This window comes from Pseudomonas arsenicoxydans (assembly GCF_900103875.1).
GTDB classification, from domain to species: Bacteria; Pseudomonadota; Gammaproteobacteria; order Pseudomonadales; family Pseudomonadaceae; genus Aquipseudomonas; species Aquipseudomonas arsenicoxydans.
This window is the reverse complement of the sequence record NZ_LT629705.1, coordinates 1,935,939-1,962,328: the sequence shown is the minus strand read 5'-3', so window position 1 is coordinate 1,962,328 and position 26,390 is coordinate 1,935,939. Positions and strand designations below refer to the sequence as shown.

Here is a 26,390-nt window from a genome sequence, read left to right as displayed (position 1 = left end):
CCACAGGCAATTTCGGTGTTTTTTGAGATCGGTGTTTAGCTAACTAAATTTTCTAAACCTGCAACTTCTGGTTACAGCTTGGTGATAATCTCGAGCCTTCCCTCGCCCAAGACCTGCCTTCAGATGCCCAGCCAAGCGCCCCTGCTGTTACGTCACCATCGCCCCTTCATTGCGTTCTGGCTGGCTCGGGTGTTTACCGCCAGCGGCTTTCAGATGCTCACCGTGGCCATCGGCTGGAACCTGTATCAACTGACCGGCAACGTGTTGGACCTGGGTCTGGTAGGGTTGGTGGAATTCGCCCCTCGGGTGCTGTTCATGCTGCACACCGGGCATGTCGCAGACCGTTATGACCGGCGCAAGGTCGCGGCAATCTGTCAGTCCCTGCAAGCGTTGATCGCCCTGTCGCTGGCCATCGGCAGCGCGACCGACCATGTCACCCGGGAAATGATCTTCATCCTCGCGTTCCTGCTCGGTGCCGCGCGCTCCTTCGAGATGCCGACCACCCAGGCCTTGCTGCCGAGCATTGTGCCGAGCGCGCTGTTCCCTCGCGCCGTTGCTGCCGCACAGTCGGCCCAACAATCAGCCACCATCGTCGCTCCGGCCCTGGGCGGTTTGCTCTATGCGTTCGGCAGCGTCTGGGTCTATGGCCCGACGGTGATCCTGTACATCATTGCCTGTCTGCTGATGCTCAACCTGCCCGCCCGGCAAACGCCGCTGAACAAGGGCAAGGCGACCCTGGATTCGCTGCTGGCGGGTATCCGCTTCATTCGCAGTCGCCCGGACATTCTCGGGGCGATTTCCCTGGATCTGTTTGCGGTATTGCTCGGTGGCGCGACGGCGCTGCTGCCGGTGTTTGCCAAAGACATTCTGTTGACCGGGCCGTGGGGCCTGGGACTGCTGCGCTCGGCGCCGGCCGTCGGTGCATTGCTGATGTCGCTGTATCTGGCGCGATTTGCCGTGGAGCGCAACGTCGGGCGAGTGATGTTCACTGCCGTCGGTGTGTTCGGTGTCGCGACCATTGCCTTCGGCCTCTCCACCTCGTTCTGGTTTTCCCTCGCTGTGCTAGTGGTACTGGGCGCGGCGGACATGATCAGCATGGTGATCCGTGCCTCGTTCGTGCAACTGGAAACACCGGATGAGATGCGCGGACGGGTCAGCGCCGTGAACGGTCTGTTCATCGGCGCTTCGAACCAGTTGGGCGAATTCGAATCCGGCCTCACCGCCCACTGGTTCGGCACGGTGCCGGCAGTGGTCATGGGCGGCATCGGCACACTGGTGGTCACCGGGGCGTGGATCAAACTGTTCCCGACCCTGGCCAACCGCGACCGCATGCATGTGCCGGTCGAAGAAGCCAAGGTCTAGAGCAGCTTGTCGAGGGTGATGGGGAAATCCCGCACCCGCTTGCCCGTGGCGTGGTAGATGGCATTGGCCACCGCCGCCGCGACCCCGACGATGCCGATTTCACCCACGCCTTTGGAACCCAGAGCATTGACGATCTCGTCATGTTCTTCGACGAACAGCACATCAATGTCGCCGATGTCGGCGTTTACCGGAATGTGGTATTCGGCCAGGCTGTGGTTCATGTGACGCCCCAGCGCATGATCGGTTTGCGTTTCCTCGTGCAACGCCATGCCGATGCCCCAGACCACGCCTCCGAGAATCTGGCTGCGGGCCATTTTCGGGTTAATCACCTGGCCGGCGGCGATAGCGCTGACCACCCGGCTCACCTTTACTGAGCCCAAATCCTCATCTACCAGGACTTCGACGAACACCGCTGAGTGGGTGGCGGTGGCGTAGGCGTCGCGTTTCTTGTCCGGCGCGGCGTCGACCTGAACCTCGAGGGTGTCTTCACCGCTGTCCCGGACCAGATCGGACAGCTTTATACGTGCCTCACCGTAAGACAGCTGCCCGTCTTCGAACACCGCTTGCTCTGAGGTCACGCCACTGAATGCAAGAGACGTTTGCCGCGCCACGGCGAGCAATTTTTCGTGCAGGGCTTCACAGGCTTGTTGCACCGCAGTGCCGACCGACGAGACGGTGAACGATCCGCCCTGCAACGGCGCGGTGGGCAAGGAAGAGTCGCCAAGGACAAACGTGACGTCCTTGAGCGCAACGCCTGCCGACTGCGCGGCGATTTGCGTCATCACCGTGTAGGTTCCGGTACCGATGTCTGTCGTCGCGCTGCTGACCGTCAGTTTGCCATGTTGATCAAGGCAAGCCTTGGCGCTGGCTTTCTGCTGCATCGCTTCCCAGACACCGCCAGCCATGCCCCAACCGACCAATTGCCGGTCACGGCGCATGCTGCGAGGTTCGGGGTTGCGTTTCTCCCAACCAAAACGTTGGGCGCCCTGGGCGTAGCATTCACGCAGTTCCTTGCTGGAATAGGGTTTGTCTTCGTTCTGATTGCGCTCGGAAAAGTTGCTCAGGCGCAGTTGCACCGGATCAATCGCCAGCGCGCAGGCCAGTTCATCCATCGCGCACTCCAGGCCGATCAATCCCAGCGCCGCGCCCGGTGCGCGCATGTCCAACGGCGTGAACACGTCCAGCGGCACCAGCTTATAGGTCAGTTGCACGTTGTCGCAGTGGTAGAGCATGCCGCTCCATTCCACGACGTGTTCGGTGAAATCCTCAAAGCGCGAAGTCTGGCCGATGGCCGTGTGCGCGACTGCGAGCAAGCGACCATTGGCCGCCGCGCCCAATTGCAGGCGCTGCAAGGTGCGGGGGCGATAGCCGAAGGTGAACATCTGCTGACGTGTGAGGGTGACTCGCACCGAACGCTTGAGGTGCAACGCCGCCATCACTGCCAGCGGCAGCTGATATTGCGGACGCAAACCGGCCCCGAATGCACCGCCGACAAAGGCCGCGAAAATTCTGACCTGTTCTTTCTCCAGTCCGAAGACTTTTTGCACATAGGACTGACAGTTCTGCGGCCCCTGGGTCTTGTCATGGATGTGCAAGCTGCCGTCGGCTTGATACAGCACCGTGCTGGCGTGCGGTTCCATGGGATTGTGGTGTTCGATCGGCGTGCTGTAGTTCAGGTCAAGGCTCATGGCCGCGCCGGCGAATTCGGCCTGAAAATTCCCACGGGGCTTGGGCAGTTCGGCCGGCGCCGGATGCGCTTCGTGTTGCAGACTTAACAGATCGGTCTGATGACTGTCGGTGGCGTATTCAATCTTGATCAACGAACCGGCATGGCGCGCCAGTTCAAGGTTGTCGGCGACCACCAGCGCCAGCGGTTGACCGCTGTACAGCACACGCTCGTTGTATAACGGACGAAACGGCGAACCGTCGGCCGAGTCGGCGTCTTCGTAGTCATCATCGTAACTGGCGATTTTCGGCCGGTTTGTATGATCAATCACCGCTATTACGCCGGGCAGCGCTAGCGCTCTGGATGCATCAATGTTGACCACGCGTCCGCTGGCAATGTTGCTTGAAACAACGCTGCCGTGCAGCAAGCCTTCCTCGGGAAACTCTGCGGCATAGCGCGCCTGGCCAGTGACTTTGAGCAGACCATCGACCCGGTCCAGCGGTTGCCCCATAGGTTTGGTAATCGTATTCATCGGGTTTGCCCTCCCTGCGCTGCGTCGCCAAGGGCGCGGACAATGGCCCGGTGCGCCAGTTTGACTTTAAAGGCGTTGTGTTCGAGTGGTTTCGCGTCCTGCAAGAGCGCATCGGCGGCAGCGCTGAAGGTTTCACGGCTGGGCGCTTTGCCCACCAGCCACTCTTCAACGCCCTGGTCGCGCCAGGGCTTGTGCGCCACGCCACCGAGCACCAGCCGCGCCTGGTGAATGACTGGCCCGTTCATGTCGAGCGCCGCCGCCACCGAGACCAGCGCAAAGGCATACGAAGCACGATCCCGGACCTTCAGGTAATGGCTGTGGCTGGCGAAACCGGCGGCCGGCAATTCAATGGCAGTGATCAGTTCATCGTCGGCCAATTGGTTGTCGCGTTCGGGAGTCTCCCCCGGCAGCCGGTGAAAATCAGCGAACTCGATGGTCCGCGCACCACCGCGACCTTGCACGTGGACCACAGCTTCCAGCGCGGCCAAGGCGACGCACATGTCGGACGGATGGGTGGCCACACACTGGGCGCTGGCGCCGAGGATCGCGTGAATGCGATTCAGCCCCTCCCGCGCCGGGCAACCGCTGCCGGGTTCGCGTTTGTTGCACGGCACGTTGGCGTCGTAGAAGTAATAGCAGCGCGTGCGTTGCAGCAGATTGCCGCCGGTGCTGGCCATGTTGTGCAACTGCGGTGATGCACCGGCCAGAATGGCTTGCGATAACAATGGGTAGCGCTGCTCGATCAACGGGTGCCACGCCAGATCGGCATTGCTGACCAGGGCGCCGATCAACAATCCACCGTCTGCCGTTTCGGTGACATCACGCAAAGGCAGGCCGGTGATGTCGATCAGGTGCTCGGGGCGTGTGACATTTTCTTTCATCAAATCCAGCAGGTTCGTCCCCCCGGCGATGAAACGCGATGCCGGCCCGGCGAGATGAACAGCGTTTTGCACCGAATCGGGCTTGCTGTACTGGAAAGGATTCATCGGCCACCTCCTTGCCCAGGCTGGCGACAGGCTGGAAGCGCCTCTTCGATAGCATCGCGGATGTTGCTGTACGCGCCGCAGCGGCACAGATTGCCGCTCATCAACTCGCGGATCTCGTCCGGAGTGTCTGCCCGACCTTCGTTGACCAAACCCACCGCCGAGCAGATCTGCCCTGGCGTGCAATAGCCGCATTGAAAGGCGTCGTGCTTGATGAAGGCTTGCTGCATCGGATGCAGTTCGTCACCGGTTGCCAACCCTTCGATGGTGGTCAACTCACCGCCGTCGCACATCACCGCCAGCGTCAGGCAGGCGTTCACTCGTTTGCCGTTGAGCAGCACCGTGCAGGCACCGCACTGCCCGTGATCGCAGCCTTTTTTGGTGCCGATCAGGTCCAGTTGCTCGCGTAGCAAATCCAGCAACGTGGTCCAGGGCAAGACCTCAAGCTGACGATCCTGACCGTTCAGGGTCAGGCGTAACGGATGACGTGCAAAGGTCGGCTGCGCCGCCTCGGGAGTGGTCGCGCTCATAAACACCTCACGATTGGTCGTACGTTCGCGGCGTTTTGGTTAACCGCCGTCTTAAGGGGTACGACTTCGGGGTGGGATGAGCGTTCAAGGGAATTGATGGGCGTGTAAACGACTGTGTAGCAGCTGGCGAAACATGCGTTCGGCAGCTGCTGGAAGGATCGAGCACCTTAAAAGAAAATGAATCGTTAGACCATCAACTCCCCCGCCACTGCCGTTCGCGTGGCTTTACCGCAGAGTTGTTCGACCAGCGTCAACGCAAACTCCAGTACCCCACCCGATCCCTGCGCGGTAATGCAGTTGCCGTCGACCACCACCGGTTGGTCAACAAAGGTGCAGCCCGACAGTTGGTGGCTGGCTGATGGAAGGCAGGTCATGCGCCGCTGACGCAAAACGCCAAAGGCTTGCAGCGCCAGTGCCGGAGATTCGGCGATGCCCGCGAACAGGCGTCCGGCAGCGGCCTGGTCCTTGATCAATTGTTGCAGGGGTTGATGCGCGGCGAGGTGTTGCGAGCCCACCTCACCACCAGGCAGAGCAATCAGGTCAAACGGCTGGGCCAGCAAATCCACCAGCATCGCATCGGCGGTCAAGCGAGTGCCGCGGGCGCAGGTGAGCATGCGCCGCCCCTCGATACTTGCGACCACGACTTCAACCTTGGCGCGGCGCAGCACATCGATCAGGGTCACGGTTTGCAAATCATCGATGCCCTCGGCGAGGGTAATCAGAGCTCTAAAGGTCATGGGCACAGTCCACTGGATGATCTTTAAAGCGTAGTCAGCTTTCCTGACCCTTGTTCGAGCGCAGGCGTTACTTGATGTAAAGCTGCGTCGAAACAGTATTGCCCGGCGCGTTGATCGAGCGGTTACTGAAGCTGAAGGTCCCTTCCTGTTTGCCGCCCAGGTCAAAGATGTACAGCGTACCGACAATCTTCCTTGAGGCGCCGGTGCATTCGGTCAGGTTGCCGTTATCGTAGGCACAGACCTTGGTCTGCACCCCGTCGAGGTTGAAACCGTCGAGCTGCACGGTCGGAGTTCGGCCGTAGCCCATCTCCATCACGTAGACCTTGATATTCGGGCCGCCGTGATCGCACGTCGTCCGCTCCTGACCCGCCGATATGTTTTCAATCCCGCACGCCGCCGACTGGACCTTGAGCACCTGGACATTGCTCAACGGTGGTGCAGACGCTGCCATGACGGCGGGCACACTGGCCAGCAATGCGAAAAACAGCCCCGACGCCCGAACGATATTGCGCTTGATGCCCACCATAACCACTCCCCCAAAACAGGCGCGCAGTATGGCTCAGTTCAGCCAACCGCAAAACATCGCCGACGATCGCAGCCATTACCCCACGCTGCTGGTATGATGCGCGGCTTTTTCCGACCCACAGAAAATTACCAGGCGCGATCAGCGGTCTGTGCTTTGCTGTTGAGGTCGATACATTCACGGCGCACTGCGCGCCACGGGGAGCAGACATGCTGGAAAGGCTGTTTCAACTCAAGGCACACAACACCAACGTGCGCACCGAGATTCTTGCGGGCATCACGACCTTCCTGGCCATGGCCTACATTCTGTTCGTCAACCCGAGCATCCTCGGCGAGACCGGCATGGACAAGGGTGCGGTGTTTGTCGCGACTTGTCTGGCGGCGGCTATCGGCTCCACGGTGATGGGCCTGATCGCCAACTACCCGATCGCACTCGCGCCGGGCATGGGCTTGAACGCATTCTTTACCTACACCGTGGTCCTGCACATGGGACACACCTGGCAAGTGGCGCTGGGGGCGGTGTTCATCTCCGCCGTGTGCTTCTTCCTGCTGTCGATCTTCCGCATCCGTGAATGGATCATCAACAGCATCCCCCTGCCTCTGCGCTCGGCGATTGCCGCCGGTATCGGCCTGTTCCTGGCGCTGATCGCCCTGCACAACGCCGGTATCGTGGTCAGCAATCCGGCCACCATGGTCGGCCTCGGTGACTTGAAGCAACCGGCACCGATCCTCGCCACCCTCGGCTTTGCCCTGATCGTTGCACTCGAAGCGCTCGCCGTGCGCGGCGCGGTGCTGATCGGCATCTTGGTGGTGACCATCGCCTCCATCGCCTTGGGCTTTACCCCGTTCGGCGGCGTAATGTCGATGCCTCCTTCGCTGGCTCCGACCTTCCTGCAACTGGACATCAAAGGCGCACTGGACATCGGTCTGGTCAGCGTGATTTTTGCCTTCCTGTTCGTCGATCTGTTCGACAACTCCGGCACTCTGATCGGCGTCGCCAAGCGCGCCGGCCTGATGGGCAAGGACGGTCACATGCCGAAAATGGGCCGCGCCCTGATCGCCGACAGCACCGCCGCCATGGCCGGTTCCTTGCTGGGCACCTCGACCACCACCAGCTACATCGAATCCGCCGCCGGTGTGAGTGCCGGTGGCCGCACCGGCCTTACGGCCGTGGTCGTGGCGATCCTGTTCCTGCTGGCGCTGTTCTTCTCGCCACTGGCCTCCAGCGTTCCGCCGTTTGCTACCGCGCCCGCATTGCTGTTCGTCGCGGTATTGATGACATCCGGGCTGGCCGAAATAGACTGGGACGACATCACCGTTGCCGCACCGGTCGTGGTCACCGCCCTGGCCATGCCATTCACTTATTCCATCGCCAACGGCATCGCCTTCGGTTTCATCTCCTGGACTGCAATCAAACTGCTGTCCGGTCGCGGCCGTGAGCTGAACCCGGCGCTGGTGATTCTGTCGATTCTGTTCGTGATCAAGTTGGGTTGGTTCAACGCATGACTTTTGATTCCCAGGCCTACGCCGTTCAGCTCGAAGAAAAGGTCACGCGCTTGCGTGACCTTCTGGCCCCGTTCGATGCCCCCGAGCCGACCGTGTTCGACTCACCGCTGCAGAACTTCCGCCTGCGTGCCGAATTCCGTCTGTGGCGCGAAGGCGGCGAGCGTCACTACGCGATGTTTTCCCAGGAAGACAAACGCACGCCGATCCTGATCGAAGAGTTCCCGATTGCCAGCCTGCGCATCAATCAGTTGATGCCGCAGCTCAAGGCTGCGTGGAAAGCCAGTGCGGCGCTGAGCCACAAGCTGTTTCAGGTGGAGTTCCTGACCACCCTGGCCGGCGATGCAATGATCACGTTGTGCTATCACCGTCCGCTGGATGAACATTGGCACGCGGCAGCGTCGAAACTGGCCGCCGAGCTGAACGTCAGTGTGATCGGCCGCTCCAAGGGCAAGCGCGAAGTGATCGGCCACGACTATGTGGTCGAGCAACTGGAAGTCGGCGGTCGCACCTTCAGCTACCGTCAACCGGAAGGCGCGTTTACCCAACCCAACGGCACCGTGAACCAAAAGATGCTCAACTGGGCTTACGAGGCCCTCGGTGATCGTCCCGATGATCTGCTGGAGCTGTATTGCGGCAACGGCAACTTCACCCTGCCGCTCGCGACCCGCGTACGTAAAGTGTTGGCCACCGAAATCAGCAAGACTTCGGTTAACGCAGCGCTGAGTAACCTCAGCGAAAACGCTGTGGATAACGTCACGCTGGTGCGCTTGTCTGCCGAAGAACTGACCGAAGCACTGAACGAAGTTCGCCCGTTCCGTCGCCTGCAGGGCATCGATCTCAAGAGCTATGAGTTCGGCAGTGTCTTCGTCGACCCGCCCCGCGCCGGCATGGACCCGGACACCTGCGAGCTGACCCGGCGTTTCGACAACATCCTCTACATCTCCTGCAACCCGGAAACACTGGCGGCCAACATCGCCCAGTTGCACGACACCCATCGCATCACTCAGTGCGCGATGTTCGACCAGTTCCCATGGACACATCACATGGAATCAGGGGTGTTGTTGACGCGTCGTTGATGACTGCTGCCAGACTGAAAAAGCCGTCTCGATGACGGCTTTTTTATGTTCACAGAAATCACCCCGGCTGATTTTTTCGATACTCGGTGGTGGTCATACCGGCATACCCCCAGTTATCGGTGTCGACTTCTTCAATCACGATATGGGTCAGTTTTGGGTCCTTGCCGAGGACTCGTTGCAAGGTGTCGGTGATTTCGGCAATGACTTGGGCTTTTTGCTCTGGGGTGACCCCATCACGGGTAATACGCACGCTGACGAAAGGCATGATGCTGCTCCTGTCTGGTAATCGAAGAAGACGCCGATCAAGTAAAGCACCGCTGGGTCGATTTCATCTACAGTGGCGAAATCCAGTCCCTTATTCGATCCCTGGTGTAATTAATCATGCAGCGACTCTTCGACGATCTTCAGCTGGGCAGCATCGAACTGTTTTGCCTGGCCGCCGAGGCTGGCAGCTTTACTGCCGCCGCACTGGTGGCTGGCGTGACGCCTGCGGCGGTGAGCCGCTCGGTGTCGCGCATGGAAGAACGCCTTGGTGTGCGCTTGTTTGCGCGCACCACCCGCAGCGTCAAGTTGACCGACAGCGGTCGTCGTTATTACGAGGAATGCCGTCAGGCACTGGCGCAACTGGTCGAGGCTCAGCGCGAAGTCATGGGCCAGCAACAGCAACCGGCCGGCACGCTGCGCATCAGCATTCCCACGACGTATGCGCACCATCGGATCTTGCCGTTATTGCCGGCGTTTCGAGCGCGTTTTCCAGACGTGAAAGTCGAGTCGCACATCAGTAATCGCAATATCGATTTCGTCGGTGAAGGCTATGACATGGCGATTCGTGTGCGCGCGATTCCGGATTCCGGCCTGATTGCCCGGCCTCTCGAAGACGCCGCGCTGGTGATGATTGCCAGCCCCGATTACCTGAAGCGCGCCGGCGTCCCGCAAACCCTGGACGACTTGGCGCAACACGAATGCATTCAGTACGAATTGCCTAGCAGCGGCCGGCGCATTGCCTGGCTGTTCACGGATAACGGCGTCCAGCGGGAGATTCTCGCCGAGGGCAGCCTCAGCTGTTCCGATGACGTACTCGGTGGTGTGACCCTGGCCAAACACGGGGCCGGCCTGTTTCAGACCTATCGCTTTATCGTCGAGAACGAACTGGCCAATGGCTCGCTGGTGGAAGTGCTCAAGCCTTACGGTGGGCGTTCCCGGCCGTTCACTCTGCTTTACCCGCAAAGCCGCCATGTGCCTCTGAAATTGCGGGCCTTTATCGATTTCCTGGTGGAGCATCTACCCAGGTAAACATCGAAACCGTCCGATCACCGCACACAAACGCCGTAGGAAACGTCTGTTCAATTGACCAAATTAACCATCTAGTACAATTTATCTCCACAGGCTGAGACCCCAGCCGATTCCAAAAATAATAAGTGGAGAGACCCCGATGTCCCCTCTCGTTCTGGTGCTCAACGGCCCGAATCTGAACCTGCTTGGCACTCGCGAGCCGGCAACCTACGGCCATGAAACCCTGGCCGATATCTCCGCCTTGTGCGCCCGTTCCGCCGAAGAGTTCGGTTTGGCGGTGGAATTTCGCCAGACCAACCATGAAGGCGAATTGCTTGACTGGATTCACGCCGCTCGCGGGCGCTGCGCCGGGATCGTGATCAACCCGGCGGCCTGGACTCATACCTCGGTCGCGATCCGCGATGCACTCATCGCCAGTGAACTGCCGGTGATCGAAGTCCACCTGTCCAACGTTCACGCCCGCGAACCCTTCCGGCACCACTCCTTCGTCTCAGCCATTGCCACTGCAGTGATGGCCGGTTTCGGCAGCCACGGCTATCGCCTGGCGCTGGATTATCTCAGCCAACGCTTGAAAGGGTGAGCGCCATGACACAGAACACCGTGGTATTGGCCGGCCTGATCGGCGCCGGCATCCAGGCCTCGCGCACCCCTGCGCTGCACGAGCATGAAGGCGACGCGCAAGGCATGCGCTACGTGTATCGCCTGATCGACCTGGACTATCTGAAGCTCGACAGCAGCGCCCTGCCCGACTTGTTGATGGCCGCCGAACGCATGAACTTCACCGGCCTGAATATCACCTTCCCGTGCAAGCAGGCGATCATTCCGCTGCTCGACGAGCTGTCGCCAGAAGCCCGTGGCATCGGCGCGGTCAATACGGTGGTGCTCAAAGACGGCAAACGCATCGGCCACAACACCGATTGCCTGGGCTTCGCCGAAGGTTTTCGCCGTGGCTTGAAGGACGTTGCCCGTGAGCGCGTGGTGCAAATGGGTGCCGGTGGCGCAGGCGCAGCCGTGGCCCACGCGCTATTGAGCGAAGGCGTACAGCTTCTGAGCATTTTCGATGTGGAGATCAGTCGCGCGCAGGCATTGGCGGACAATCTCAATCAGCATTTCGGTGCAGGCCGTGCGGTGGCCGGTCATGATCTACCGAGCACACTAGCCCAGGCAGACGGCTTAGTGAACACCACGCCCATGGGCATGAAAAAACTGCCGGGCACGCCGGTGCCGGTGGAGTTACTCCGATCTGCGTTGTGGGTGGCGGAAATCGTTTACTTCCCACTGGAAACCGAACTGCTGCGCAACGCCCGCGCCTTGGGTTGCCGAACGCTGGATGGCGGCAACATGGCGGTGTTTCAGGCGGTGAAAGCGTTTGAGTTGTTCAGCGGCGTGGTGCCAGATGCGCAGCGAATGCTGGCGCACTTTCAAAGCATGACGGGTTGAAAAGCGAAAGATCGCAGCCTCGTTTCACTCGACAGCGCCTACAGGCTGTGTAGGAGCTGTCGAGTGAAACGAGGCTGCGATCTTTTAGGCGTCAGGCTTGCAAATACCGCAGAACCGACTCGCAAATCATCTCTCGATGACGCTGTTTGATGCTCTCGTCAGGCAAGTCGACCTGGAAGATCTCGCCGAAGGTATGGCGGTTCGACACGCGATAGAAGCAGAACGAGCTGATCAGCAAATGCACATCCAGCGGCTCCAGCCCGGAACGGAACACACCTTCCTCGGCCCCGCGACGCAAAATCTCGCCCAGTGAATCAAGGATGGTGTTGTTCATCGCCTTGATCGCATCGGAACGCTTTATGTATTCAGCGTTGTGGATATTTTCGATGCTGACGATACGCACGAAGTCGACGTTGCGATCATGGTGATCGAAGGTGAACTCCACCAGCCGCCGAATCGCCTCGACAGGCTCAAGCTCGGCCAGGTGCAGACGGTTTTCAGTGCTGCGGATATCGCCGTAGAGTTTCTCCAGCACCTCGACGTAGAGCTGTTCCTTACTGCCGAAGTAGTAATAGATCATGCGTTTGGAGGTGTGGATTCGCTCGGCGATCGCATCGACGCGAGCCCCGGAAAGCCCTTGCTGGACGAACTCGACAATCGCCTCTTGAAGGATGTTCTCGCGGGTTTTTTCAGGGTTGTTCTTGCGACTCTTGCGCGGCTCGGCAACGGGTACGTCGGACGCTGCGGATAGTTCTGAAATTATCGTCATTGCGGGCTCACGGCCATCACTGCACAGGTGGGCGATTATGGGCCGCGCCGCACAGTGAAGGAAGCTGCGCGGCAGCGGTTTGTCTCCGTGTTTACGATTTTCCTACAACTTTGCCTGGCGTACAGCCCCACTTCGCGACTTGGCCATCGCCGCCAGTCGGACCGCGACGTTGGCCGCACCGTAACCAGCATAGCCGTTCTTGCGCTGGATGATCTCGAAGAAAAAACGCCCCTCGAACGGTTCGGTGTAGACATGGAACAGCTCGCCGCCCTGGGCATCGCGGTCATACAGCACGTTGAAGTAGGCCAGTTCACTGAGAAACTCATCGTCGAAATCGAATCGCGCCGCCAGGTCATCGTAGTAATTGAGCGGAATATCCAGCAGCGGCACTCCCGCTTCTTTCGCACGGCTGACTTCGGCAAAGATGTCATCGCAATCAAACGCAATGTGATGCACACCCGAACCGCGATAACTCGACAATGCGTGTGAGATCGCAGTGTTGCGGTTCTCGGAAATGTTCAACGGCAATCGGATAGAACTGTCACGGCTGCGCAGGGCACGACTCTTTACCAGGCCATACGGATCGGGCAGCACCACTTCGTCGTCGGCTTCAAAATCCAGCAGGCTTTTGTAGAACAGCACCCAACTGTCGAGGCTGTCGGCCGGCAACGCCATCGCCATGTGGTCGATCCGCTTGAGGCCGCCACTGGCCACGGCAGCCGGTTGCAGATTGAAGTCAGTGCCGTAGACATCGGCCTCCTGATCCACCAGATAAATCAGGCTGCCATCCGGCGCGCGCACCGCCGCCAGTTCCAGTTCGTTTGGCCCGACCAGTCCGCGATAGGGCTGACCTTTATAGGCCACGGCCCGGGCCAGCGCACTCGCGCTGTCCTTGACCCGCACGGCCGTGGCGCACAGCGACGGGCCGTGAGCCTCGAAAAAACTGTGGGCGAAGGAATAAGGCTCGGAGTTGAGGATCAGGTTGATATCGCCCTGGCGCAGCAGGCTCACGTTCTTGGAACGATGTTGCCCGGCCTTGACGAAACCCAGTCGCTCCAGCCAATGGGACAGCTTTGCGCCAAGGCTTTCGTCTACCGCAAACTCAAGAAACTCGATGCCGTGGTATTCGCTGGCCTTGGGTGTCTCGAACAGAATGTCCTGGTTGGTCGCAGGCATGGCTTCCTGCGCCAGACGCTGGCGGGTTTTCTCTTCGAGGTACAGCAACGAACGCAAACCGTCGGCCGCGTTGGCCCGAGGCGGTGCGGCGCGGAAGCCATCGTTGAAGATTTCCAGCGACAGCGGCCCGGTGTAACCACTCTTGATGATCGGCGCGAGGAACCCCGGCAAATCGAATTCACCCTGGCCCGGGAAGCAGCGGAAATGCCGGCTCCACTCCAGCACGTCCATGGCCAGGATCGGCGCGTCGGCCATTTGCACAAAGAAAATCTTGTCCCCGGGAATCTCGGCGATCGCACTCGGATCACCCTTGAGCGACAGCGTGTGAAAGCTGTCCAGCAACACGCCAAGGCTTGGGTGATCCGCCTGGCGCACGATGTTCCACACCTGTTGCCAGGTGTTCACATGCCGGCCCCAGGCCAGCGCTTCGTAGCCGATTCGCAGGCCCCGGGCGCCCGCGCGTTCCGCCAGCAAGCGCAAGTCATCAATGAGGATTTGCTCATCACCGACGGAGTCGGCGGACGCGTTACTGCACACCAGCACCAGGTCGGTGCCCAGCTCCTGCATCAAGTCGAACTTGCGCTCGGCCCGTTCCAGGTTGCGCTGCAAACGGTCGCGGCGGCAGCCTTCGAAGTCGCGGAACGGTTGAAACAGCGTGATCGCGATCCCGAGATCGGCGCACATCTGTTTAATTTCCCGCGGGCTGCCGTCGTAGTAGAGAAGGTCGTTCTCGAAAATCTCCACCCCGTCAAAACCGGCGGCGGCAATGGCTTCGAGCTTTTCCGGCAGGGTACCGCTCAAGGACACGGTGGCAATGGAACGCTGCATGTTTTCGACTCCCGGTGGAGGCTATCTTGTTATCGACATCGCACGCTTTCGCTTTTATGTAGGAGCTGTCGAGTGAAACGAGGCTGCGATCTTTTGATTCTGATTTTTCAAGATCAAAAGATCGCAGCCTCGTTTCACTCGACAGCTCCTACGGGGATCGCGTTTTTCTTGGGGGAATTATTGGCCGGGTGATTCTACACAGCAATTTAAAGTGTACTACCCGGTTAGTTTTCCGTTCGATAATCGAACACAATGGCCCTTGGCGAATTGACGATTTTTCGTCCACTGCCCAACATCGACTCCACATTGAGTCCGGTCACACATCGGTCTCGGTGACCAAAGACCCAGAACACCACATAAAAATAATCGGTGGCCTAAATGACTCCTTCTCAAAGCTCTCCCGTGGAGCGCTCCTCCATGATTTCTGCCACCGGCGGCGTCGGCGCCAAGATTCGCGGTGCCATGGCGGTTGGCAAAACCCGCTGGGGCATGCTGGCGCTGGTATTTTTCGCCACCACGCTCAACTACATCGACCGCGCCGCGCTAGGCGTCATGCAGCCGATCCTGGCCAAGGAAATGAGCTGGACGGCGATGGATTACGCCAACATCAACTTCTGGTTTCAGGTCGGCTACGCCATCGGTTTCGTGCTGCAAGGGCGGTTGATCGATCGGGTCGGCGTCAAGCGCGTGTTCTTCTGCGCGGTGCTGCTCTGGAGCATCGCCACCGGCGCCCACGGCCTGGCCACTTCAGCAGTCGGCTTCATGGTTTGCCGCTTCATACTCGGTCTGACCGAAGCCGCCAACTACCCGGCCTGCGTGAAAACCACGCGACTGTGGTTCCCGGCTGGTGAACGGGCCGTGGCCACCGGCATCTTCAATGCCGGGACCAACGTCGGTGCGATGTTCACGCCAATGCTGCTGCCGCTGATCCTGCACGTCTGGGGCTGGCAAGCCGCGTTCCTGTGCATGTCGGCACTGGGCGGTATCTGGTTGCTGTTCTGGGGTTTGAAGTACTTCAACCCGGAAGATCACCCAAGCGTCAAACAATCGGAACTGGACTACATCCAGAAAGAAATCGAACCCGAACAGGCCCGCGTGCCGTTCTCGAAAATCCTGCGCATGCGTGGCACCTGGGCCTTCGCCCTGGCCTACTCGATAACCGCTCCGGTGTTCTGGTTCTACCTCTATTGGCTGCCACCGTTTCTCAATCAGCAATACAACCTGGGGATCAACGTGACCCAGATGGGTATCCCGCTGATCATCATCTACCTGACGGCAGACTTCGGCAGCGTCGGCGGCGGCATTCTCTCTTCGTTCCTGATCGGTCGCGGGATCAACCCGATCAAGGCACGGCTGATGTCCATGTTGCTGTTCGCCTGCTGCATCGTCGGCGTGATCATGGCGGCCGGTTCGAGCAGCCTGTGGGTCGCGGTGTTCGCCATCTCCCTGGCCATCGGCGCGCACCAGGCCTGGACCGCGAACATCTGGAGCCTGGTGATGGACTACACGCCCAAACACATGATGAGTACGGTGTTCGGCTTCGGCGGCATGTGCGCGGCCATCGGCGGGATGTTCATGACCCAGTTGGTCGGGCACATTCTGACGGTGACCAATAACAACTACACCGTGCTGTTTACCCTGATTCCGGCGATGTATTTCATCGCACTGATCTGGATGTACTTCATGGCGCCGCGCAAGATTCCTACCGTTACCGAATAACCATCCCCTCCCCCAGGCAGGCCTGATTCCAGGCCTGCCTTTTTGTTTCTCCTACCGACGACTCTGTTGCCACGCCGCTGCCAGCCCGCTGCAGCAAATCACCGCGATACCGACCACGGTGGTCAGGGTCGGCGTATGGGAAAACAGCAACCAGCCCAACAACCCGGCAAACACAATCTGGCAGTAGCCGAAGGGCGCGAGCAGCGCGGGGGCGGCGTAGCGGAAGGCCTGGGTCAGAAACAAATGCGCCGTCATCCCGCAGGCGCCCAGCGCCACCATCATGAAGCCATGCACCAGGGTCGGTACTTGCCAGAAGAACGGCACCAGCGCGCTCATCACCAGGGTGTTGCACAGACCGGCGAAGAAGTTGCTGGTGGTCGGGCTGTCGATGCTGCTGAGCTTGCGGGTGAGCAATTGATAAAAGCAGAAAAACAGCGCCGAGCAGAGCGGCAACAGCACGGCCGGGGTGAACAATTCACCGCCGGGGTGGACGATGATCAACACACCGACAAATCCGCAAATCACCGCGATCCATTGACCTCGGGTGACACGTTCACCCAACAACGGCACCGACAGTGCGGTCACCAGCACCGGCGCAAGAAAGTTGACCGCCGTGGCTTCGGCCAACGGGATGTATTGCAAGCCCGTGGTAAAAAACAGGCTGGTGCCCAACAGGCACAACGCCCTCACCAACTGCAGCAATGGCCGTTTGGTACGCAGGACGCGCAACCCGGATTGCGGCAGGAAGATCCCGGCCATCAGTAACGTGTGAACCACATAACGCGCCCAGACCACCATGACGATCGGGTAGAACCCCGACAAATACTTGGAAAAGGCGTCATGGCTGGAGAAGAGGAAGGTGGCAACAACAATCAGCAAGATCCCTTTGAAGGGTTGGTTTACGCCAGAAAGCGGGGTGCTGACGGTCATGGGCATTCCTTAAGTCTTGAAATCAAACATTACGGGCAAGCCGTGCCAACAATTCCCGGGTTTTATCCAGCGCCATCTGCGCCCGCTGCAACCCGCTCACGCCCTGCTCCAGCAACTTCACGGTGGGAATCTCGAGGCTCAGCGCAAGATCGCTCGGCAAACACCGCAACAACCCTGCCAGATCGCACTCGCCATCGCCGGGAAAACGTCGCTCGCTACGGGCCTGACGCAAAATCTCCGCCATGTCCGTCGGTCTTGGTCCTGCGACATCACACAACTGTGCATACCGTAACCGCGACGGCGCCACCCTGGCCAGATCTTCCAGCCGTGAAGCCGAACGGTCGAAGTGAAAAGCGTCGACCAATACCGCACCATTTTCGCGCCCCGCGTTTTCGACGATGCGCACCGCTTGCTGCAGATTGCTTGCATCGGTCCACGGCATGAACTCCAGATGCGGATGAAGCCCGTACGGTGCCGCCAGGTCACACAGCCGTGCGAAGTTTTCAGTGAGCCGCTGTTCGTCAGAGTCGTTACCGGCGACCAGCAATTCACTGGCACCGAATTCGGCACCGACCGCCAGAATCTTCTCGAAACCGGCGACGACCGTGTCTGGTTTGAGCCGCAGGATTTCTACATCCAGCACCCGCATGCCGGTATCGCGCAGTCGCTCCAGCGTCTTGCGCCGCAAGCTGGCATCAGCGACCAGCGCAAAGTGATGTTCTTCGGCTGTGGCTGGTTCGAGGCGTAACCCGACATGGCTGTAACCGGCACGCGCGGCGACTTCGACCATCTGCGGCGGTGACAGCTCCAGTACCGTCAGACTGGCCAGGGAAAAGATCCGTTCACTCATGTTTTATTCCGCCACCTGACGTTTGTCGGCGAAATACCCAACGGATCGGCGACGGCACACAGCGTCGCTTGCGTCAGGGATTTGAGATGGTGGTAATGCTGCTGGCCCATATTGCCAGCGCCGATCAACGCGATACGAAGCGCCGAATTCATCGCACGGTCCTCTTGTGATTATTGTTGGATAGGGTCATTCCAACAATCTAGAACCTGGTTCCAGATTCTTACACAAGCAAACCGCAAAAGTGTGCGAACAGCGCACACACTCACTTAAATGAACAGTTCCGACGCCAGGCTTGCCGCCGACAACTCTTCGGTAAATTTCAACAACAGCGGGGCCAATTCATGCAGCCGCGCCCCCGGCATCCGCGCGCTGGGCCCGGCGATACTCAGCACCCCGATCACTCGCCCGTCATTGGGATGGCGTACCACCGCCGCTATCGCTGAGGTGCCCACCGCCGAACTCTCCTCGACCCAGGCATAACCTTGCTCGCGCGCCAGGCGCAGACGCTCGAGCAATTCGATATTGGATCGCGGCGCATTCGGACCCAGGTCTTTGGGTCGCTCCCCGCCTTGGCGCTCCACCAGCGACAAGGCTTCGGCATCACTCATGCACGCCAGCCACGCATGGCCCGACGCGGTGTAGAACAACGGTGCATCGCGCCCCATGTCCGGGTCGTAACGCAGCCCGGAGCGAGCGCCTTGCGACTTGGCGATCCAGACCTGCCGCTCGCCTTCGATCACACCAAGACGCACCAGCTCGCCGGTCTCCTGGGCCAGGCGATCGAGCACCGGCTGAACGATATCGGCGCCGCTGCTCGACAAGTAACGAAACCCCATCGCCACCAGCTTGGTCGACAGGTGATAGCGCAAAGTCTCCGGGTTCTGGCGCACGTAACCCAGCCGTATCAGCTCGGCGAGCAGGCGATGGGTCGCGCTTTTGGGGATGTCCAGTTGCTCCGCCAGCGTCTGCATCGGCAGGCCGCGAGGGTCACTGGTGAGGCTTTCCAGCACGCTGAAAACACGTTCGATCTGACTGCCGGCCATGGGAGGTTCCATACAAATTTTGGCCGATTCTAGAAGACAATCGATGGAATACGAAATCTGGAACTCACCGTCCGATAACCGCCCGCTTTGCGCCTTGAGCGGTTGCCGAGCATGAACCGCCTCCTATATTTTCTGGAATCAAATTCCAAAAATATACGAAGCGCTGGAGTGCCTCACCATGCCTGCCAAACCACACTCCCTCCCGGACATCGATTGCGATGTGCTGATTGTCGGCTCTGGGGCTGCCGGGTTATCGGCGGCGGTCACGGCGGCGTGGCACGGATTGAAGGTGATCGTGGTCGAGAAAGACCCGGTGTTCGGGGGCGCCACGGCTTGGTCCGGCGGTTGGGCCTGGGTGCCGTGCAATCCCTTGGCACGACGCGCCGGTATTGTCGAAGACGTCGAGCAACCGCGCACTTACCTGAAACACGAATTGGGCGAGCATTACCAACCGGCAATGATCGACGCGTTCCTTGAGGCCGGCCCACGGATGGTGGCGTTCTTCGAGCAACACACCTCACTGCAATTCGCCGACGGCAACGCGATTGCCGACATCCACGGCGACACGCCAGGCGCCGGCACCGGCGGGAGATCAGTGATCGCCGCGCCGTATGACGGGCGAAAAGTCGGCAAGCTGCTCAAGCGTCTTCGCCGAACCCTGCGTGAAACGTCGTTCATGGGCATGCCGATCATGGCGGGCGCTGACCTGGCGGCGTTTCTCAATCTGACGCGTTCACTGCCGGCCGCCTGGCATGTGACCCGACGCTTTACCCGGCACCTGCTGGACCTCGCCGTTCATGGTAGGGCGATGCAGTTGGTGAACGGCGTGGCGTTGGTCGCTCGCCTGGCAAGATCCGCCGAAGACCTGGGTGTGTTGCTCTGGGAGTCAGCACCGGTCACCGAATTATTGCGCGAGAACGAACAGGTCCGAGGCGCGCTGGTCAGCACGGCCAAAGGCAGCATCCGCATTCATGCGCGCAATGCGGTGGTGCTCGCCGCCGGTGGATTTGCCCATGACATCGAACGGCGCAAATCCTTGTTCCCCCGCACCCCGACCGGCCATGAACACTTGGCGTTGCCACCCCTCGGAGTCTGCGGCGATGGCTTACGCCTGGGCGAAAGCGTGGGCGCACGAGTCAACACTGAAATGGCCTCTGCCGTGGCCTGGGCACCGGTTTCGCGGGTGCCTCACAAGGACGGCAGCGTCGGGCACTTCCCGCACATCATCGAGCGGGGCAAACCGGGAATCATCGGCGTACTGAGCAACGGCCAGCGTTTCGTCAATGAAGCCAACGGTTACTACGACTACGTCACCGCCATGGTCAACGCCGCGCCTGCGGGTGAGGAAGTCGCTTCGTGGCTGATCTGCAGCCATGCGTTCCAGCGACGTTATGGCTTGGGAATCTCCCGACCGTTTCCGGTGCCGCTGTCAGGCTTTATCCGCAGCGGCTATCTGAAAACCGGCGATACCCTGGAGGCATTGGCACATGCCTGCGGCATCGACCCGAACGGATTACGCCGCACTGTGTCGCATTACAACCAGCACGCGCGCAACGGCGAAGACCCGCAGTTCGGTCGTGGTTCGACGCCTTACAACCGCAAACAGGGTGATGCCTTGCAGCAACCCAACCCCTGCGTCGCGCCCATCGAACAGGGTCCGTTTTATGCGGTGAAGGTCCAGCCCGGCTGCTTCGGCACCTTCGCCGGGCTGAAGGTCAACCAACATGCGCAGGTGCTGGGCGAATCGGGTCAAGCCATCTCCGGGCTGTACGCGGCGGGCGGTGACATGGCCAGCATCATGGGCGGGCATTACCCGGCCGGCGGCATCAATCTTGGTCCGGCGCTGACGTTCGGCTACATCGCCGCGCGCCATATCGCCGGAATCACCGCTTACGAACAGGAGATCGACCACGCAACGAATCGTTAATGCCGCGAGTGTCAGGTCAATCCCGATTTCGCGCCGGTGTGGGACGCGTTCGACCAGTAATTTGCGGTACAGGCCGTCGCCTGCCCGACAAAAACCCATCGCCTGACGGAATTAGATGGGTTGTCCATGTTCAATACAAACCTGAGAGCTTCTCGGCGACCGCCATTGGTAGCCGGGAATGCTGCCATGCGCGATAAAGCCGGACGGCCGGACTGGCGCCGCTCCCACTCACCAGCGACACTCATCCCCACGGACAATCAGAGGATTCCCACATGCTATGGAAAAAAGGCCGACGCAGCGACAACGTGGTCGATGCCCGTGGTGACGATGTCGGCAGTGGTGGCGGTGGGATGCGTTTTGGCGGTGGCAAGGGTCTGAGCCTGACCGCGATCATCCTGATTGTCGGGATCGGCTGGATCACCGGCCAGGACCCGATGCAGATCCTCGGACAACTGACCGGGCAAATGAGCGAGCAATCGGCACCGGCTACCAACCAGACCCGCAAGGCGCCGCCGGCCAATGACGAAGGCGCCGAGTTCGTGCGTTCAATCCTTGGCGACACCGAAGACACCTGGGGCCAGATTTTCCAGCAGGCCGGTCATCAGTACAAAAATCCGACGCTGGTGCTGTTCAGCAATCGCGTCAACTCTGCCTGTGGCCTGGCGACGTCGGCGACCGGCCCGTTCTATTGCCCGGCAGACCAGAAAGTCTACCTGGACATGAGTTTCTTCCAGGAAATGTCGCAACGCTTTTCCGCAGCAGGTGACTTCGCGCAGGCCTACGTGATCGCTCACGAAATCGGACACCACGTTCAGACCCTGCTCGGTGTTTCGGCGAAAATTCAGACAGCCCGCCAGCAAGGCCGGAAGATGGAGGGCGACGGTGGTTTGCTGGTGCGTCAGGAATTGCAGGCCGATTGCCTGGCCGGCGTCTGGGCCAACAATGCACAGAAGCGTCTGAACTGGCTGGAACCAGGTGACATCGAAGAAGCCTTGAACGCCGCCAACGCCATTGGCGACGACCGTTTGCAGCAGCAAGGCCAGGGTCGCGTGGTACCGGACTCGTTTACCCATGGCACGTCGGCGCAAAGGGTGCGCTGGTTTAAAACCGGATTTGCGCAAGGCCAGGTGGGCCAGTGCGATACCTTTGCGGCGAAAAACCTGTAAATGAAAAATTGGCTGTTGATGTTGCTGTTCACCTGCATGTGCACCGAGGCTGCCGAACATGCGGTCAAAGAGATCAGCCCCGGGCGCTTGTTGTTGAAAGAAGGTGAGATGGCGGTGGGCATCAGCCCGGCGCCGACGAAAATCGAACGGGTGTTGATCATCATCCATGGCCGTTTGCGCAACGCCGAAACCTATCGCCAAAGCGCCGAACATGCGGCGCAGCTGGCCGGGCAAAGTGCGAACACCCTGGTGATTGCCCCGCAGTTTCTCAACGAAACCGACATCGCCCAACATCCGGTGGCGGACACCGTGTTGCGCTGGCAAGGCAATGACTGGATGGCCGGTGGATTATCCACCGCTCCGTTTCGGGTGAGTTCCTATGCGGCCCTGGATCAGATCATCGAGCGAATCAGCGACCGTCGACAGTTTCCGGACGTGAAGCAGATCATCATCGCCGGTCACTCCGGTGGCGCCCAGGTCGTTCAGCGCTATGCGTTGTTGGCTCACGACCTGCCGGCACTGACGGCGGCGGGTGTGAAACTTCGCTATGTGGTCGCCAACCCTTCGTCCTACGCGTACTTCAATGAACAGCGGCCCGTGGCGTTCAACCACGCTGGCTGTCCGGGGTTCAATCGCTGGAAGTACGGACTGACGGATCTGCCCATTTACGCCAGTGGGCAAACGGCTCCGCAGATTGAAAGCAATTACGTCAAACGCGACGTGACTTATCTGCTCGGGCAGCAAGACATCGACCCGCAGCATCCGGCGCTGGATAAAGGCTGCGAGGCCGAAGCCCAAGGTGCTTACCGCTTGGTTCGCGGGCAGAATTATTTCAATTACCTTCTACGTCGCAACCCGCAAGGGGTGAATCAGCGACTGGTCGAAGTGCCCGGGGTTGGGCATAACGGAGATGGGATGTTTACGTCGCCGGAGGGGCAGAAGGTGTTGTTCGGGCAGTAAGTTTTAGCATCGCCTGATCTGACGCCTTCGCGGGCAAGCCCGCTCCCACAGTTATGTGCGATGCCTGAAATATCCGACCGGCACACAACTCTGTGGGAGCGGGCTTGCCCGCGATAACGTCGGATCAGGCGACAATTGCATCAAGCCGATAGCATTTCCCGCAACACCACACAATCCGCCGCATGCCAATCCGTCAGCTCAGGCCACGGATTATCCGGCAGGTTAACCAATACCGTCCGCGCCCCCGCCGCCCGGCCGCAATCCAGATCAAACCGGTAATCACCGACCATCACCATCTCGCTCGCTGGCACGTTCCAGGCCTTGGCTAATTTCAGCAGACCGCCAGGATGCGGTTTCGGCGGTGCTTCATCACGCCCCAGCACATCTTCCACTGCGAAGCAGTCGGCCAGGCCGATCGCCTCCAGCGTCACATGCGCCAGCTCCCGGGCATTGCGCGTGAGAATGCCCAGGCGATAACCGCGACCAGCCAATTCCCGCACCAGCTCCACCGCGCCGGGCGCCGGTTTCGAACCCAGCGCCAGATCACGTTCGTGCTCCAGCAGCCACGCGTGTTTGGCAGCGGCTTCATCGGCCGGCAACGCCGCGAGGTGAGTCAGGATGTCGTCTTCGGCCGGGATCGCCAGCGCCACGCGAATGGCCGCGAAGTCATGCACAGCCACCGTCAGGGTGCCGTCCATGTCGAACACCCAGTGCCGCACCTCGGCCAGGCTCATGCCCAATCCTTGCGATGACGGATCAGCCCTTCCTGAGTCACCGAAGCCACCAGTTGTCCGGCCCGATTGAACACGCTGCCACGGGTGAAGCCGCGAGAATTGCCGGCCCACGGGCTGTCCATCGCGTACAGCAACCAGTCATCGGCGCGCAGGTCCGCATGGAACCACAGCGCGTGATCGAGGCTGGCGACCTGCATGTCTTTCTGCCAGACCGATTTGCCGTGGGGTTGCATCGAGGTGGTCAGCAGACCGAAGTCCGAGGCGTAGGCCAGCAGGTATTTGTGCAGCGCCGGGGAGTCGGCCAAGGCACCGTCGGCGCGAAACCAGACGTACTTGACCGGATCGGACGGTTGCGGGTTGTAGGGGTCTTTCTCGGTGATCGGGCGGAACTCGATCGGTTTTGGGCACAGCAGCTTTTCGCGCATGTGCTCGGGAATCAGGTGCGCACGTTGCTGAGCCAGTTCCAGTTCTGAAGGCAGGTTTTCCGGGCCGACCACAATCGGCATTTCGGCCTGGTGCTCAAAGCCTTTTTCGTCGTACTGGAACGAGGCGCTGCAGGTGAAGATCGGGTTGCCCTTCTGGATCGCCGTCACTCGACGCGTGCTGAAACTGCCGCCATCACGCACCCGATCAACCTGATAGACCACGGGCAATGCGGAATCGCCGGGACGCAGGAAATAGCCGTGCATCGAATGCACATGGCGCGTTTCTTCGACCGTCTGACTGGCGGCCGACAGAGACTGACCGATCACCTGACCACCGAACAACTGACGAAAACCCAGGTCCTGGCTGCGGCCACGGAACAGGTTTTCTTCGATCGGTTCCAGGGTCAGCAAGTCGACCAGATCATCCAACACTTGGCTCATTCAGACTCTCCTCACACAACGCAATACCGCGCAGTCTTGGCTGCGGCGGTCAATTCAGATTCTGGCCCGGGCCACTTGGGAGCCATTGTAAACGTCCGTGTCCGCTTATCCATGCAAGGTTTGCAGCCATTGTTCACGGGTAATGCGGTAAAGCACATGGTGACGCAGGGGATGATCGGCCGCGAGCTTGGGGTGTTCGAAATCATCGGCTGAATCATGGTGCATGCCGATGGCCTGCATGACTTTTTCCGAAGGCAGATTGTCTTTGGCGGTAAAGGACACGACCTCGTCCAGTGCCAGACGGTCAAACCCGCAGCGCAGAGCCGTCCATGCCGCTTCACTGGCATACCCCAGGCCCCAATGCTCACGCGCCAGGCGCCAGCCGATTTCGGTCGCCGGGGTGAAGGGCGCGTCGAAGCCAACCTCGCCGAGGCCGGTAAAACCAATAAAGGCGCCGGTGTCTTTGCGCTCCAATGCCCAAAGACCGAAACCATGCTCGGCAAAATGCCCGCGAATCCGTCCGATCAGCGAAGCACTTTCCATACGACTCAACGGCGCCGGAAAATAGCGCATTACCTGTGGATCGGCGCACATCGCCGCAAACTCAGGCAAATCTTCATCGCGCCACTGTCGTAACAGCAGCCGCGCGCTCTCGAGTTCCAGTATCGGCTCCATCATGTCCTCCCCTTTCCATGCCGCAAGTCTACATCGCTGGTAGGATCGTTCCTTCATTCCTGCCTGCCGTACTGAATAAAAGCCCGCCATGTCCCTGCCGCTGATTTACCACGAAGACTACAGCCCCGAATTCCCGGCGGACCACCGCTTCCCCATGGACAAATTTCGCCTGCTGCGCGATCACCTGGTGGACAGCGGCCTGACCCGGGACGCCGATCTGCTGCGACCGGAACTCTGCCCAGCGGAGATTCTCGCCCTGGCCCATGACGCTGCTTATATCGAACGCTACATGAGCGGCGAGTTGTCCCGCGAGGACCAACGGCGACTCGGCCTGCCATGGAGTGAAGCGCTGGCCCGGCGCACGGTGCGAGCGGTGGGCGGTTCACTGCTGGCGGCCGAGCAGGCGCTGGAACACGGCTTGGCCTGTCACTTGGCCGGCGGCACCCATCACGCGCATTACGATTACCCGGCCGGTTTCTGCATCTTCAATGACCTGGCGGTGATCAGCCATTACCTGCTGGAAAGTGGCCGGGTCAATCGGGTGCTGATCTTCGATTGCGACGTGCACCAGGGCGACGGGACTGCACGGATTCTGCACAACACCCCGGACGCGATAACGGTTTCCCTGCACTGCGAAAAGAATTTTCCTGCACGCAAAGCCGAAAGCGACTGGGACATCCCATTGCCCAAGGGCATGGGCGATGCCGATTACCTGAAGGTGGTGGACGATGCGCTCAACTATTTGCTGCCGCTCTACCAACCCGATCTGGTGCTGTATGACGCGGGCGTCGATGTGCATAAGGACGACGCGCTCGGTTACCTGAAGCTGACCGATGAAGGCGTGGCCGCCCGCGATGAAAGCGTTATGCGCCATTGCCTGGGGCGCGATATTCCAGTGGTCGGGGTGATCGGCGGCGGCTACAGCAAGGACCGCCAGGCGCTGGCGCGCCGTCACGGAATCCTGCACCACAGCGCGCAACGGGTCTGGACGTCATCAGGTTGTCATTGAGCTGTGAGTCTTTACCCACAATGCCTGTGGAACTGCCTGTGGATAACCTGAGTGAAAGGGGCTGCAGGCCAAGCTGGATATAGCCTGCAAA

At 60.1% G+C, this 26,390-nt stretch carries 25 protein-coding genes and 1 pseudogene; 11 read left to right on the top strand and 15 right to left on the bottom strand.

Annotated features, from left to right (window positions below; all coding sequences use genetic code 11):
- The first annotated feature begins 123 nt into the window (after positions 1–123).
- Positions 124–1,362, top strand: a complete 1,239-nt coding sequence (locus BLQ41_RS08975) for an MFS transporter (RefSeq protein WP_090179656.1) — start codon at positions 124–126, stop codon at positions 1,360–1,362.
- On the opposite strand, the gene BLQ41_RS08970 is transcribed toward BLQ41_RS08975, so the two are convergent.
- The 5 genes from BLQ41_RS08970 to BLQ41_RS08950 all read right to left on the bottom strand — a co-directional run bounded on the left by BLQ41_RS08970 (position 1,359) and on the right by BLQ41_RS08950 (position 6,261).
- On the bottom strand, positions 1,359–3,560 hold the full coding sequence (locus tag BLQ41_RS08970; protein WP_090179653.1) for a xanthine dehydrogenase family protein molybdopterin-binding subunit: 2,202 nt from the start codon (positions 3,558–3,560) through the stop codon (positions 1,359–1,361). The two genes, BLQ41_RS08975 and BLQ41_RS08970, sit on opposite strands and share 4 nt — an antisense overlap.
- On the bottom strand, positions 3,557–4,546 hold the full coding sequence (locus BLQ41_RS08965) for an FAD binding domain-containing protein (RefSeq protein WP_090179650.1): 990 nt from the start codon (positions 4,544–4,546) through the stop codon (positions 3,557–3,559). Before BLQ41_RS08965 ends, BLQ41_RS08970 begins: the two co-directional genes overlap by 4 nt.
- Positions 4,543–5,073, bottom strand: coding sequence for a (2Fe-2S)-binding protein (locus BLQ41_RS08960; RefSeq protein ID WP_090179648.1), 531 nt, complete (start codon positions 5,071–5,073; stop codon positions 4,543–4,545). Before BLQ41_RS08960 ends, BLQ41_RS08965 begins: the two co-directional genes overlap by 4 nt.
- A gap of 185 nt (positions 5,074–5,258) precedes the next feature.
- Positions 5,259–5,810, bottom strand: coding sequence for a DJ-1 family glyoxalase III (locus BLQ41_RS08955; protein ID WP_090179645.1), 552 nt, complete (start codon positions 5,808–5,810; stop codon positions 5,259–5,261).
- 67 nt (positions 5,811–5,877) lie between these two features.
- Positions 5,878–6,261: a DUF4879 domain-containing protein gene (locus tag BLQ41_RS08950; RefSeq protein WP_231997113.1), complete on the bottom strand. Its 384-nt coding sequence runs from the start codon at positions 6,259–6,261 to the stop codon at positions 5,878–5,880.
- A 281-nt stretch (positions 6,262–6,542) separates the two neighbouring features.
- Between BLQ41_RS08950 and BLQ41_RS08945 the strand changes: the two genes are divergently transcribed.
- Together BLQ41_RS08945 and trmA are read left to right on the top strand one after the other, a co-directional pair.
- Complete coding sequence (locus BLQ41_RS08945; protein ID WP_090179640.1) at positions 6,543–7,838, top strand: NCS2 family permease; 1,296 nt, start codon at positions 6,543–6,545, stop codon at positions 7,836–7,838.
- On the top strand, positions 7,835–8,914 hold the full coding sequence (gene trmA / locus BLQ41_RS08940) for a tRNA (uridine(54)-C5)-methyltransferase TrmA (RefSeq protein ID WP_090179638.1): 1,080 nt from the start codon (positions 7,835–7,837) through the stop codon (positions 8,912–8,914). Before BLQ41_RS08945 ends, trmA begins: the two co-directional genes overlap by 4 nt.
- Before the next feature lie 58 nt (positions 8,915–8,972).
- Here the strand turns inward: trmA and BLQ41_RS08935 are convergent, their stop codons facing one another.
- A complete protein-coding gene (locus tag BLQ41_RS08935; RefSeq protein ID WP_090179636.1) occupies positions 8,973–9,179 on the bottom strand; it encodes a tautomerase family protein in 207 nt (68 codons plus the stop codon).
- Between the two features lie 116 nt (positions 9,180–9,295).
- On the opposite strand from BLQ41_RS08935, the gene BLQ41_RS08930 reads away from it, so the two are divergent.
- The 3 genes from BLQ41_RS08930 (at position 9,296) to BLQ41_RS08920 (ending at position 11,647) form a co-directional block, all read left to right on the top strand.
- The gene (locus BLQ41_RS08930) at positions 9,296–10,207 is read left to right on the top strand and encodes a LysR family transcriptional regulator (RefSeq protein ID WP_090179632.1); all 912 of its coding nucleotides are present in this window, start codon (positions 9,296–9,298) and stop codon (positions 10,205–10,207) included.
- 139 nt (positions 10,208–10,346) lie between these two features.
- Positions 10,347–10,787: a type II 3-dehydroquinate dehydratase gene (gene aroQ, locus BLQ41_RS08925; RefSeq protein WP_090179629.1), complete on the top strand. Its 441-nt coding sequence runs from the start codon at positions 10,347–10,349 to the stop codon at positions 10,785–10,787.
- A gap of 5 nt (positions 10,788–10,792) precedes the next feature.
- On the top strand, positions 10,793–11,647 hold the full coding sequence (locus BLQ41_RS08920) for a shikimate dehydrogenase (protein WP_090179626.1): 855 nt from the start codon (positions 10,793–10,795) through the stop codon (positions 11,645–11,647).
- 91 nt (positions 11,648–11,738) lie between these two features.
- Here the strand turns inward: BLQ41_RS08920 and BLQ41_RS08915 are convergent, their stop codons facing one another.
- Both BLQ41_RS08915 and quiC read right to left on the bottom strand, forming a co-directional pair.
- Positions 11,739–12,416 carry a TetR/AcrR family transcriptional regulator gene (locus BLQ41_RS08915; protein WP_090179623.1) on the bottom strand — a complete coding sequence of 226 codons (678 nt, stop codon included), beginning with the start codon at positions 12,414–12,416 and terminating at the stop codon, positions 11,739–11,741.
- A 102-nt stretch (positions 12,417–12,518) separates the two neighbouring features.
- Positions 12,519–14,420 carry a 3-dehydroshikimate dehydratase QuiC gene (quiC, locus tag BLQ41_RS08910; protein WP_090179620.1) on the bottom strand — a complete coding sequence of 634 codons (1,902 nt, stop codon included), beginning with the start codon at positions 14,418–14,420 and terminating at the stop codon, positions 12,519–12,521.
- A gap of 417 nt (positions 14,421–14,837) precedes the next feature.
- On the opposite strand from quiC, the gene BLQ41_RS08905 reads away from it, so the two are divergent.
- Positions 14,838–16,139 (top strand): MFS transporter, encoded by a 1,302-nt coding sequence (locus BLQ41_RS08905; protein WP_231997092.1) that lies wholly within the window; start codon positions 14,838–14,840, stop codon positions 16,137–16,139.
- A gap of 51 nt (positions 16,140–16,190) precedes the next feature.
- On the opposite strand, the gene BLQ41_RS08900 is transcribed toward BLQ41_RS08905, so the two are convergent.
- From BLQ41_RS08900 to BLQ41_RS08890, 4 genes and pseudogenes are all read right to left on the bottom strand, one after another.
- Entirely contained in the window at positions 16,191–17,069 is an 879-nt protein-coding gene (locus BLQ41_RS08900; protein ID WP_090179613.1) for a DMT family transporter, read from the bottom strand.
- Positions 17,070–17,091: 22 nt separating this feature from the next.
- Positions 17,092–17,919: a sugar phosphate isomerase/epimerase family protein gene (locus BLQ41_RS08895; protein WP_090179610.1), complete on the bottom strand. Its 828-nt coding sequence runs from the start codon at positions 17,917–17,919 to the stop codon at positions 17,092–17,094.
- 41 nt (positions 17,920–17,960) lie between these two features.
- A pseudogene (locus BLQ41_RS30450) lies at positions 17,961–18,071 on the bottom strand (gfo/Idh/MocA family oxidoreductase); the annotation flags it as partial.
- A 114-nt stretch (positions 18,072–18,185) separates the two neighbouring features.
- The gene (locus BLQ41_RS08890; RefSeq protein WP_090179607.1) at positions 18,186–18,962 is read right to left on the bottom strand and encodes an IclR family transcriptional regulator; all 777 of its coding nucleotides are present in this window, start codon (positions 18,960–18,962) and stop codon (positions 18,186–18,188) included.
- Positions 18,963–19,140: 178 nt separating this feature from the next.
- Between BLQ41_RS08890 and BLQ41_RS08885 the strand changes: the two genes are divergently transcribed.
- The 3 genes from BLQ41_RS08885 (at position 19,141) to BLQ41_RS08875 (ending at position 23,015) form a co-directional block, all read left to right on the top strand.
- On the top strand, positions 19,141–20,889 hold the full coding sequence (locus BLQ41_RS08885; protein ID WP_090179604.1) for an FAD-dependent oxidoreductase: 1,749 nt from the start codon (positions 19,141–19,143) through the stop codon (positions 20,887–20,889).
- 272 nt (positions 20,890–21,161) lie between these two features.
- On the top strand, positions 21,162–22,055 hold the full coding sequence (ypfJ, locus tag BLQ41_RS08880) for a KPN_02809 family neutral zinc metallopeptidase (RefSeq protein WP_090179601.1): 894 nt from the start codon (positions 21,162–21,164) through the stop codon (positions 22,053–22,055).
- A complete protein-coding gene (locus tag BLQ41_RS08875) occupies positions 22,056–23,015 on the top strand; it encodes an alpha/beta fold hydrolase (RefSeq protein WP_090179598.1) in 960 nt (319 codons plus the stop codon). It abuts the gene before it with no gap.
- Positions 23,016–23,155: 140 nt separating this feature from the next.
- On the opposite strand, the gene BLQ41_RS08870 is transcribed toward BLQ41_RS08875, so the two are convergent.
- From BLQ41_RS08870 to BLQ41_RS08860, 3 genes are all read right to left on the bottom strand, one after another.
- Entirely contained in the window at positions 23,156–23,749 is a 594-nt protein-coding gene (locus tag BLQ41_RS08870; RefSeq protein ID WP_090179596.1) for an HAD family hydrolase, read from the bottom strand.
- Positions 23,746–24,615 carry an acyl-CoA thioesterase II gene (tesB, locus tag BLQ41_RS08865; RefSeq protein ID WP_090179593.1) on the bottom strand — a complete coding sequence of 290 codons (870 nt, stop codon included), beginning with the start codon at positions 24,613–24,615 and terminating at the stop codon, positions 23,746–23,748. Before tesB ends, BLQ41_RS08870 begins: the two co-directional genes overlap by 4 nt.
- 105 nt (positions 24,616–24,720) lie before the next feature.
- Positions 24,721–25,290, bottom strand: coding sequence for a GNAT family N-acetyltransferase (locus BLQ41_RS08860; protein ID WP_090188426.1), 570 nt, complete (start codon positions 25,288–25,290; stop codon positions 24,721–24,723).
- Between the two features lie 88 nt (positions 25,291–25,378).
- Here BLQ41_RS08860 and BLQ41_RS08855 point away from each other — a divergent pair, with 88 nt between their 5' ends.
- Positions 25,379–26,299, top strand: a complete 921-nt coding sequence (locus BLQ41_RS08855) for a histone deacetylase family protein (protein WP_090179590.1) — start codon at positions 25,379–25,381, stop codon at positions 26,297–26,299.
- Positions 26,300–26,390 lie beyond the last annotated feature (91 nt).

What these genes read in the sequence shown, in the direction of transcription:
- BLQ41_RS08975 (WP_090179656.1), top strand. Translation starts at nt 124, where the DNA reads ATGCCCAGCCAAGCGCCCCTGCTGTTACGTCACCATCGCCCCTTCATT.
- BLQ41_RS08935 (WP_090179636.1), bottom strand. Translation starts at nt 9,179, where the DNA reads ATGCCTTTCGTCAGCGTGCGTATTACCCGTGATGGGGTCACCCCAGAG.
- BLQ41_RS08905 (WP_231997092.1), top strand. Translation starts at nt 14,838, where the DNA reads ATGATTTCTGCCACCGGCGGCGTCGGCGCCAAGATTCGCGGTGCCATG.
- BLQ41_RS08960 (WP_090179648.1), bottom strand. Translation starts at nt 5,073, where the DNA reads ATGAGCGCGACCACTCCCGAGGCGGCGCAGCCGACCTTTGCACGTCAT.
- BLQ41_RS08970 (WP_090179653.1), bottom strand. Translation starts at nt 3,560, where the DNA reads ATGAATACGATTACCAAACCTATGGGGCAACCGCTGGACCGGGTCGAT.
- BLQ41_RS08860 (WP_090188426.1), bottom strand. Translation starts at nt 25,290, where the DNA reads ATGGAGCCGATACTGGAACTCGAGAGCGCGCGGCTGCTGTTACGACAG.
- BLQ41_RS08900 (WP_090179613.1), bottom strand. Translation starts at nt 17,069, where the DNA reads ATGACCGTCAGCACCCCGCTTTCTGGCGTAAACCAACCCTTCAAAGGG.
- BLQ41_RS08955 (WP_090179645.1), bottom strand. Translation starts at nt 5,810, where the DNA reads ATGACCTTTAGAGCTCTGATTACCCTCGCCGAGGGCATCGATGATTTG.
- BLQ41_RS08915 (WP_090179623.1), bottom strand. Translation starts at nt 12,416, where the DNA reads ATGACGATAATTTCAGAACTATCCGCAGCGTCCGACGTACCCGTTGCC.
- BLQ41_RS08930 (WP_090179632.1), top strand. Translation starts at nt 9,296, where the DNA reads ATGCAGCGACTCTTCGACGATCTTCAGCTGGGCAGCATCGAACTGTTT.
- BLQ41_RS08885 (WP_090179604.1), top strand. Translation starts at nt 19,141, where the DNA reads ATGCCTGCCAAACCACACTCCCTCCCGGACATCGATTGCGATGTGCTG.
- BLQ41_RS08965 (WP_090179650.1), bottom strand. Translation starts at nt 4,546, where the DNA reads ATGAATCCTTTCCAGTACAGCAAGCCCGATTCGGTGCAAAACGCTGTT.
- BLQ41_RS08875 (WP_090179598.1), top strand. Translation starts at nt 22,056, where the DNA reads ATGAAAAATTGGCTGTTGATGTTGCTGTTCACCTGCATGTGCACCGAG.
- BLQ41_RS08895 (WP_090179610.1), bottom strand. Translation starts at nt 17,919, where the DNA reads ATGAGTGAACGGATCTTTTCCCTGGCCAGTCTGACGGTACTGGAGCTG.
- BLQ41_RS08890 (WP_090179607.1), bottom strand. Translation starts at nt 18,962, where the DNA reads ATGGCCGGCAGTCAGATCGAACGTGTTTTCAGCGTGCTGGAAAGCCTC.
- aroQ (WP_090179629.1), top strand. Translation starts at nt 10,347, where the DNA reads ATGTCCCCTCTCGTTCTGGTGCTCAACGGCCCGAATCTGAACCTGCTT.
- BLQ41_RS08920 (WP_090179626.1), top strand. Translation starts at nt 10,793, where the DNA reads ATGACACAGAACACCGTGGTATTGGCCGGCCTGATCGGCGCCGGCATC.
- tesB (WP_090179593.1), bottom strand. Translation starts at nt 24,615, where the DNA reads ATGAGCCAAGTGTTGGATGATCTGGTCGACTTGCTGACCCTGGAACCG.
- BLQ41_RS08945 (WP_090179640.1), top strand. Translation starts at nt 6,543, where the DNA reads ATGCTGGAAAGGCTGTTTCAACTCAAGGCACACAACACCAACGTGCGC.
- BLQ41_RS08870 (WP_090179596.1), bottom strand. Translation starts at nt 23,749, where the DNA reads ATGAGCCTGGCCGAGGTGCGGCACTGGGTGTTCGACATGGACGGCACC.
- ypfJ (WP_090179601.1), top strand. Translation starts at nt 21,162, where the DNA reads ATGCTATGGAAAAAAGGCCGACGCAGCGACAACGTGGTCGATGCCCGT.
- quiC (WP_090179620.1), bottom strand. Translation starts at nt 14,420, where the DNA reads ATGCAGCGTTCCATTGCCACCGTGTCCTTGAGCGGTACCCTGCCGGAA.
- BLQ41_RS08950 (WP_231997113.1), bottom strand. Translation starts at nt 6,261, where the DNA reads ATGGCAGCGTCTGCACCACCGTTGAGCAATGTCCAGGTGCTCAAGGTC.
- trmA (WP_090179638.1), top strand. Translation starts at nt 7,835, where the DNA reads ATGACTTTTGATTCCCAGGCCTACGCCGTTCAGCTCGAAGAAAAGGTC.
- BLQ41_RS08855 (WP_090179590.1), top strand. Translation starts at nt 25,379, where the DNA reads ATGTCCCTGCCGCTGATTTACCACGAAGACTACAGCCCCGAATTCCCG.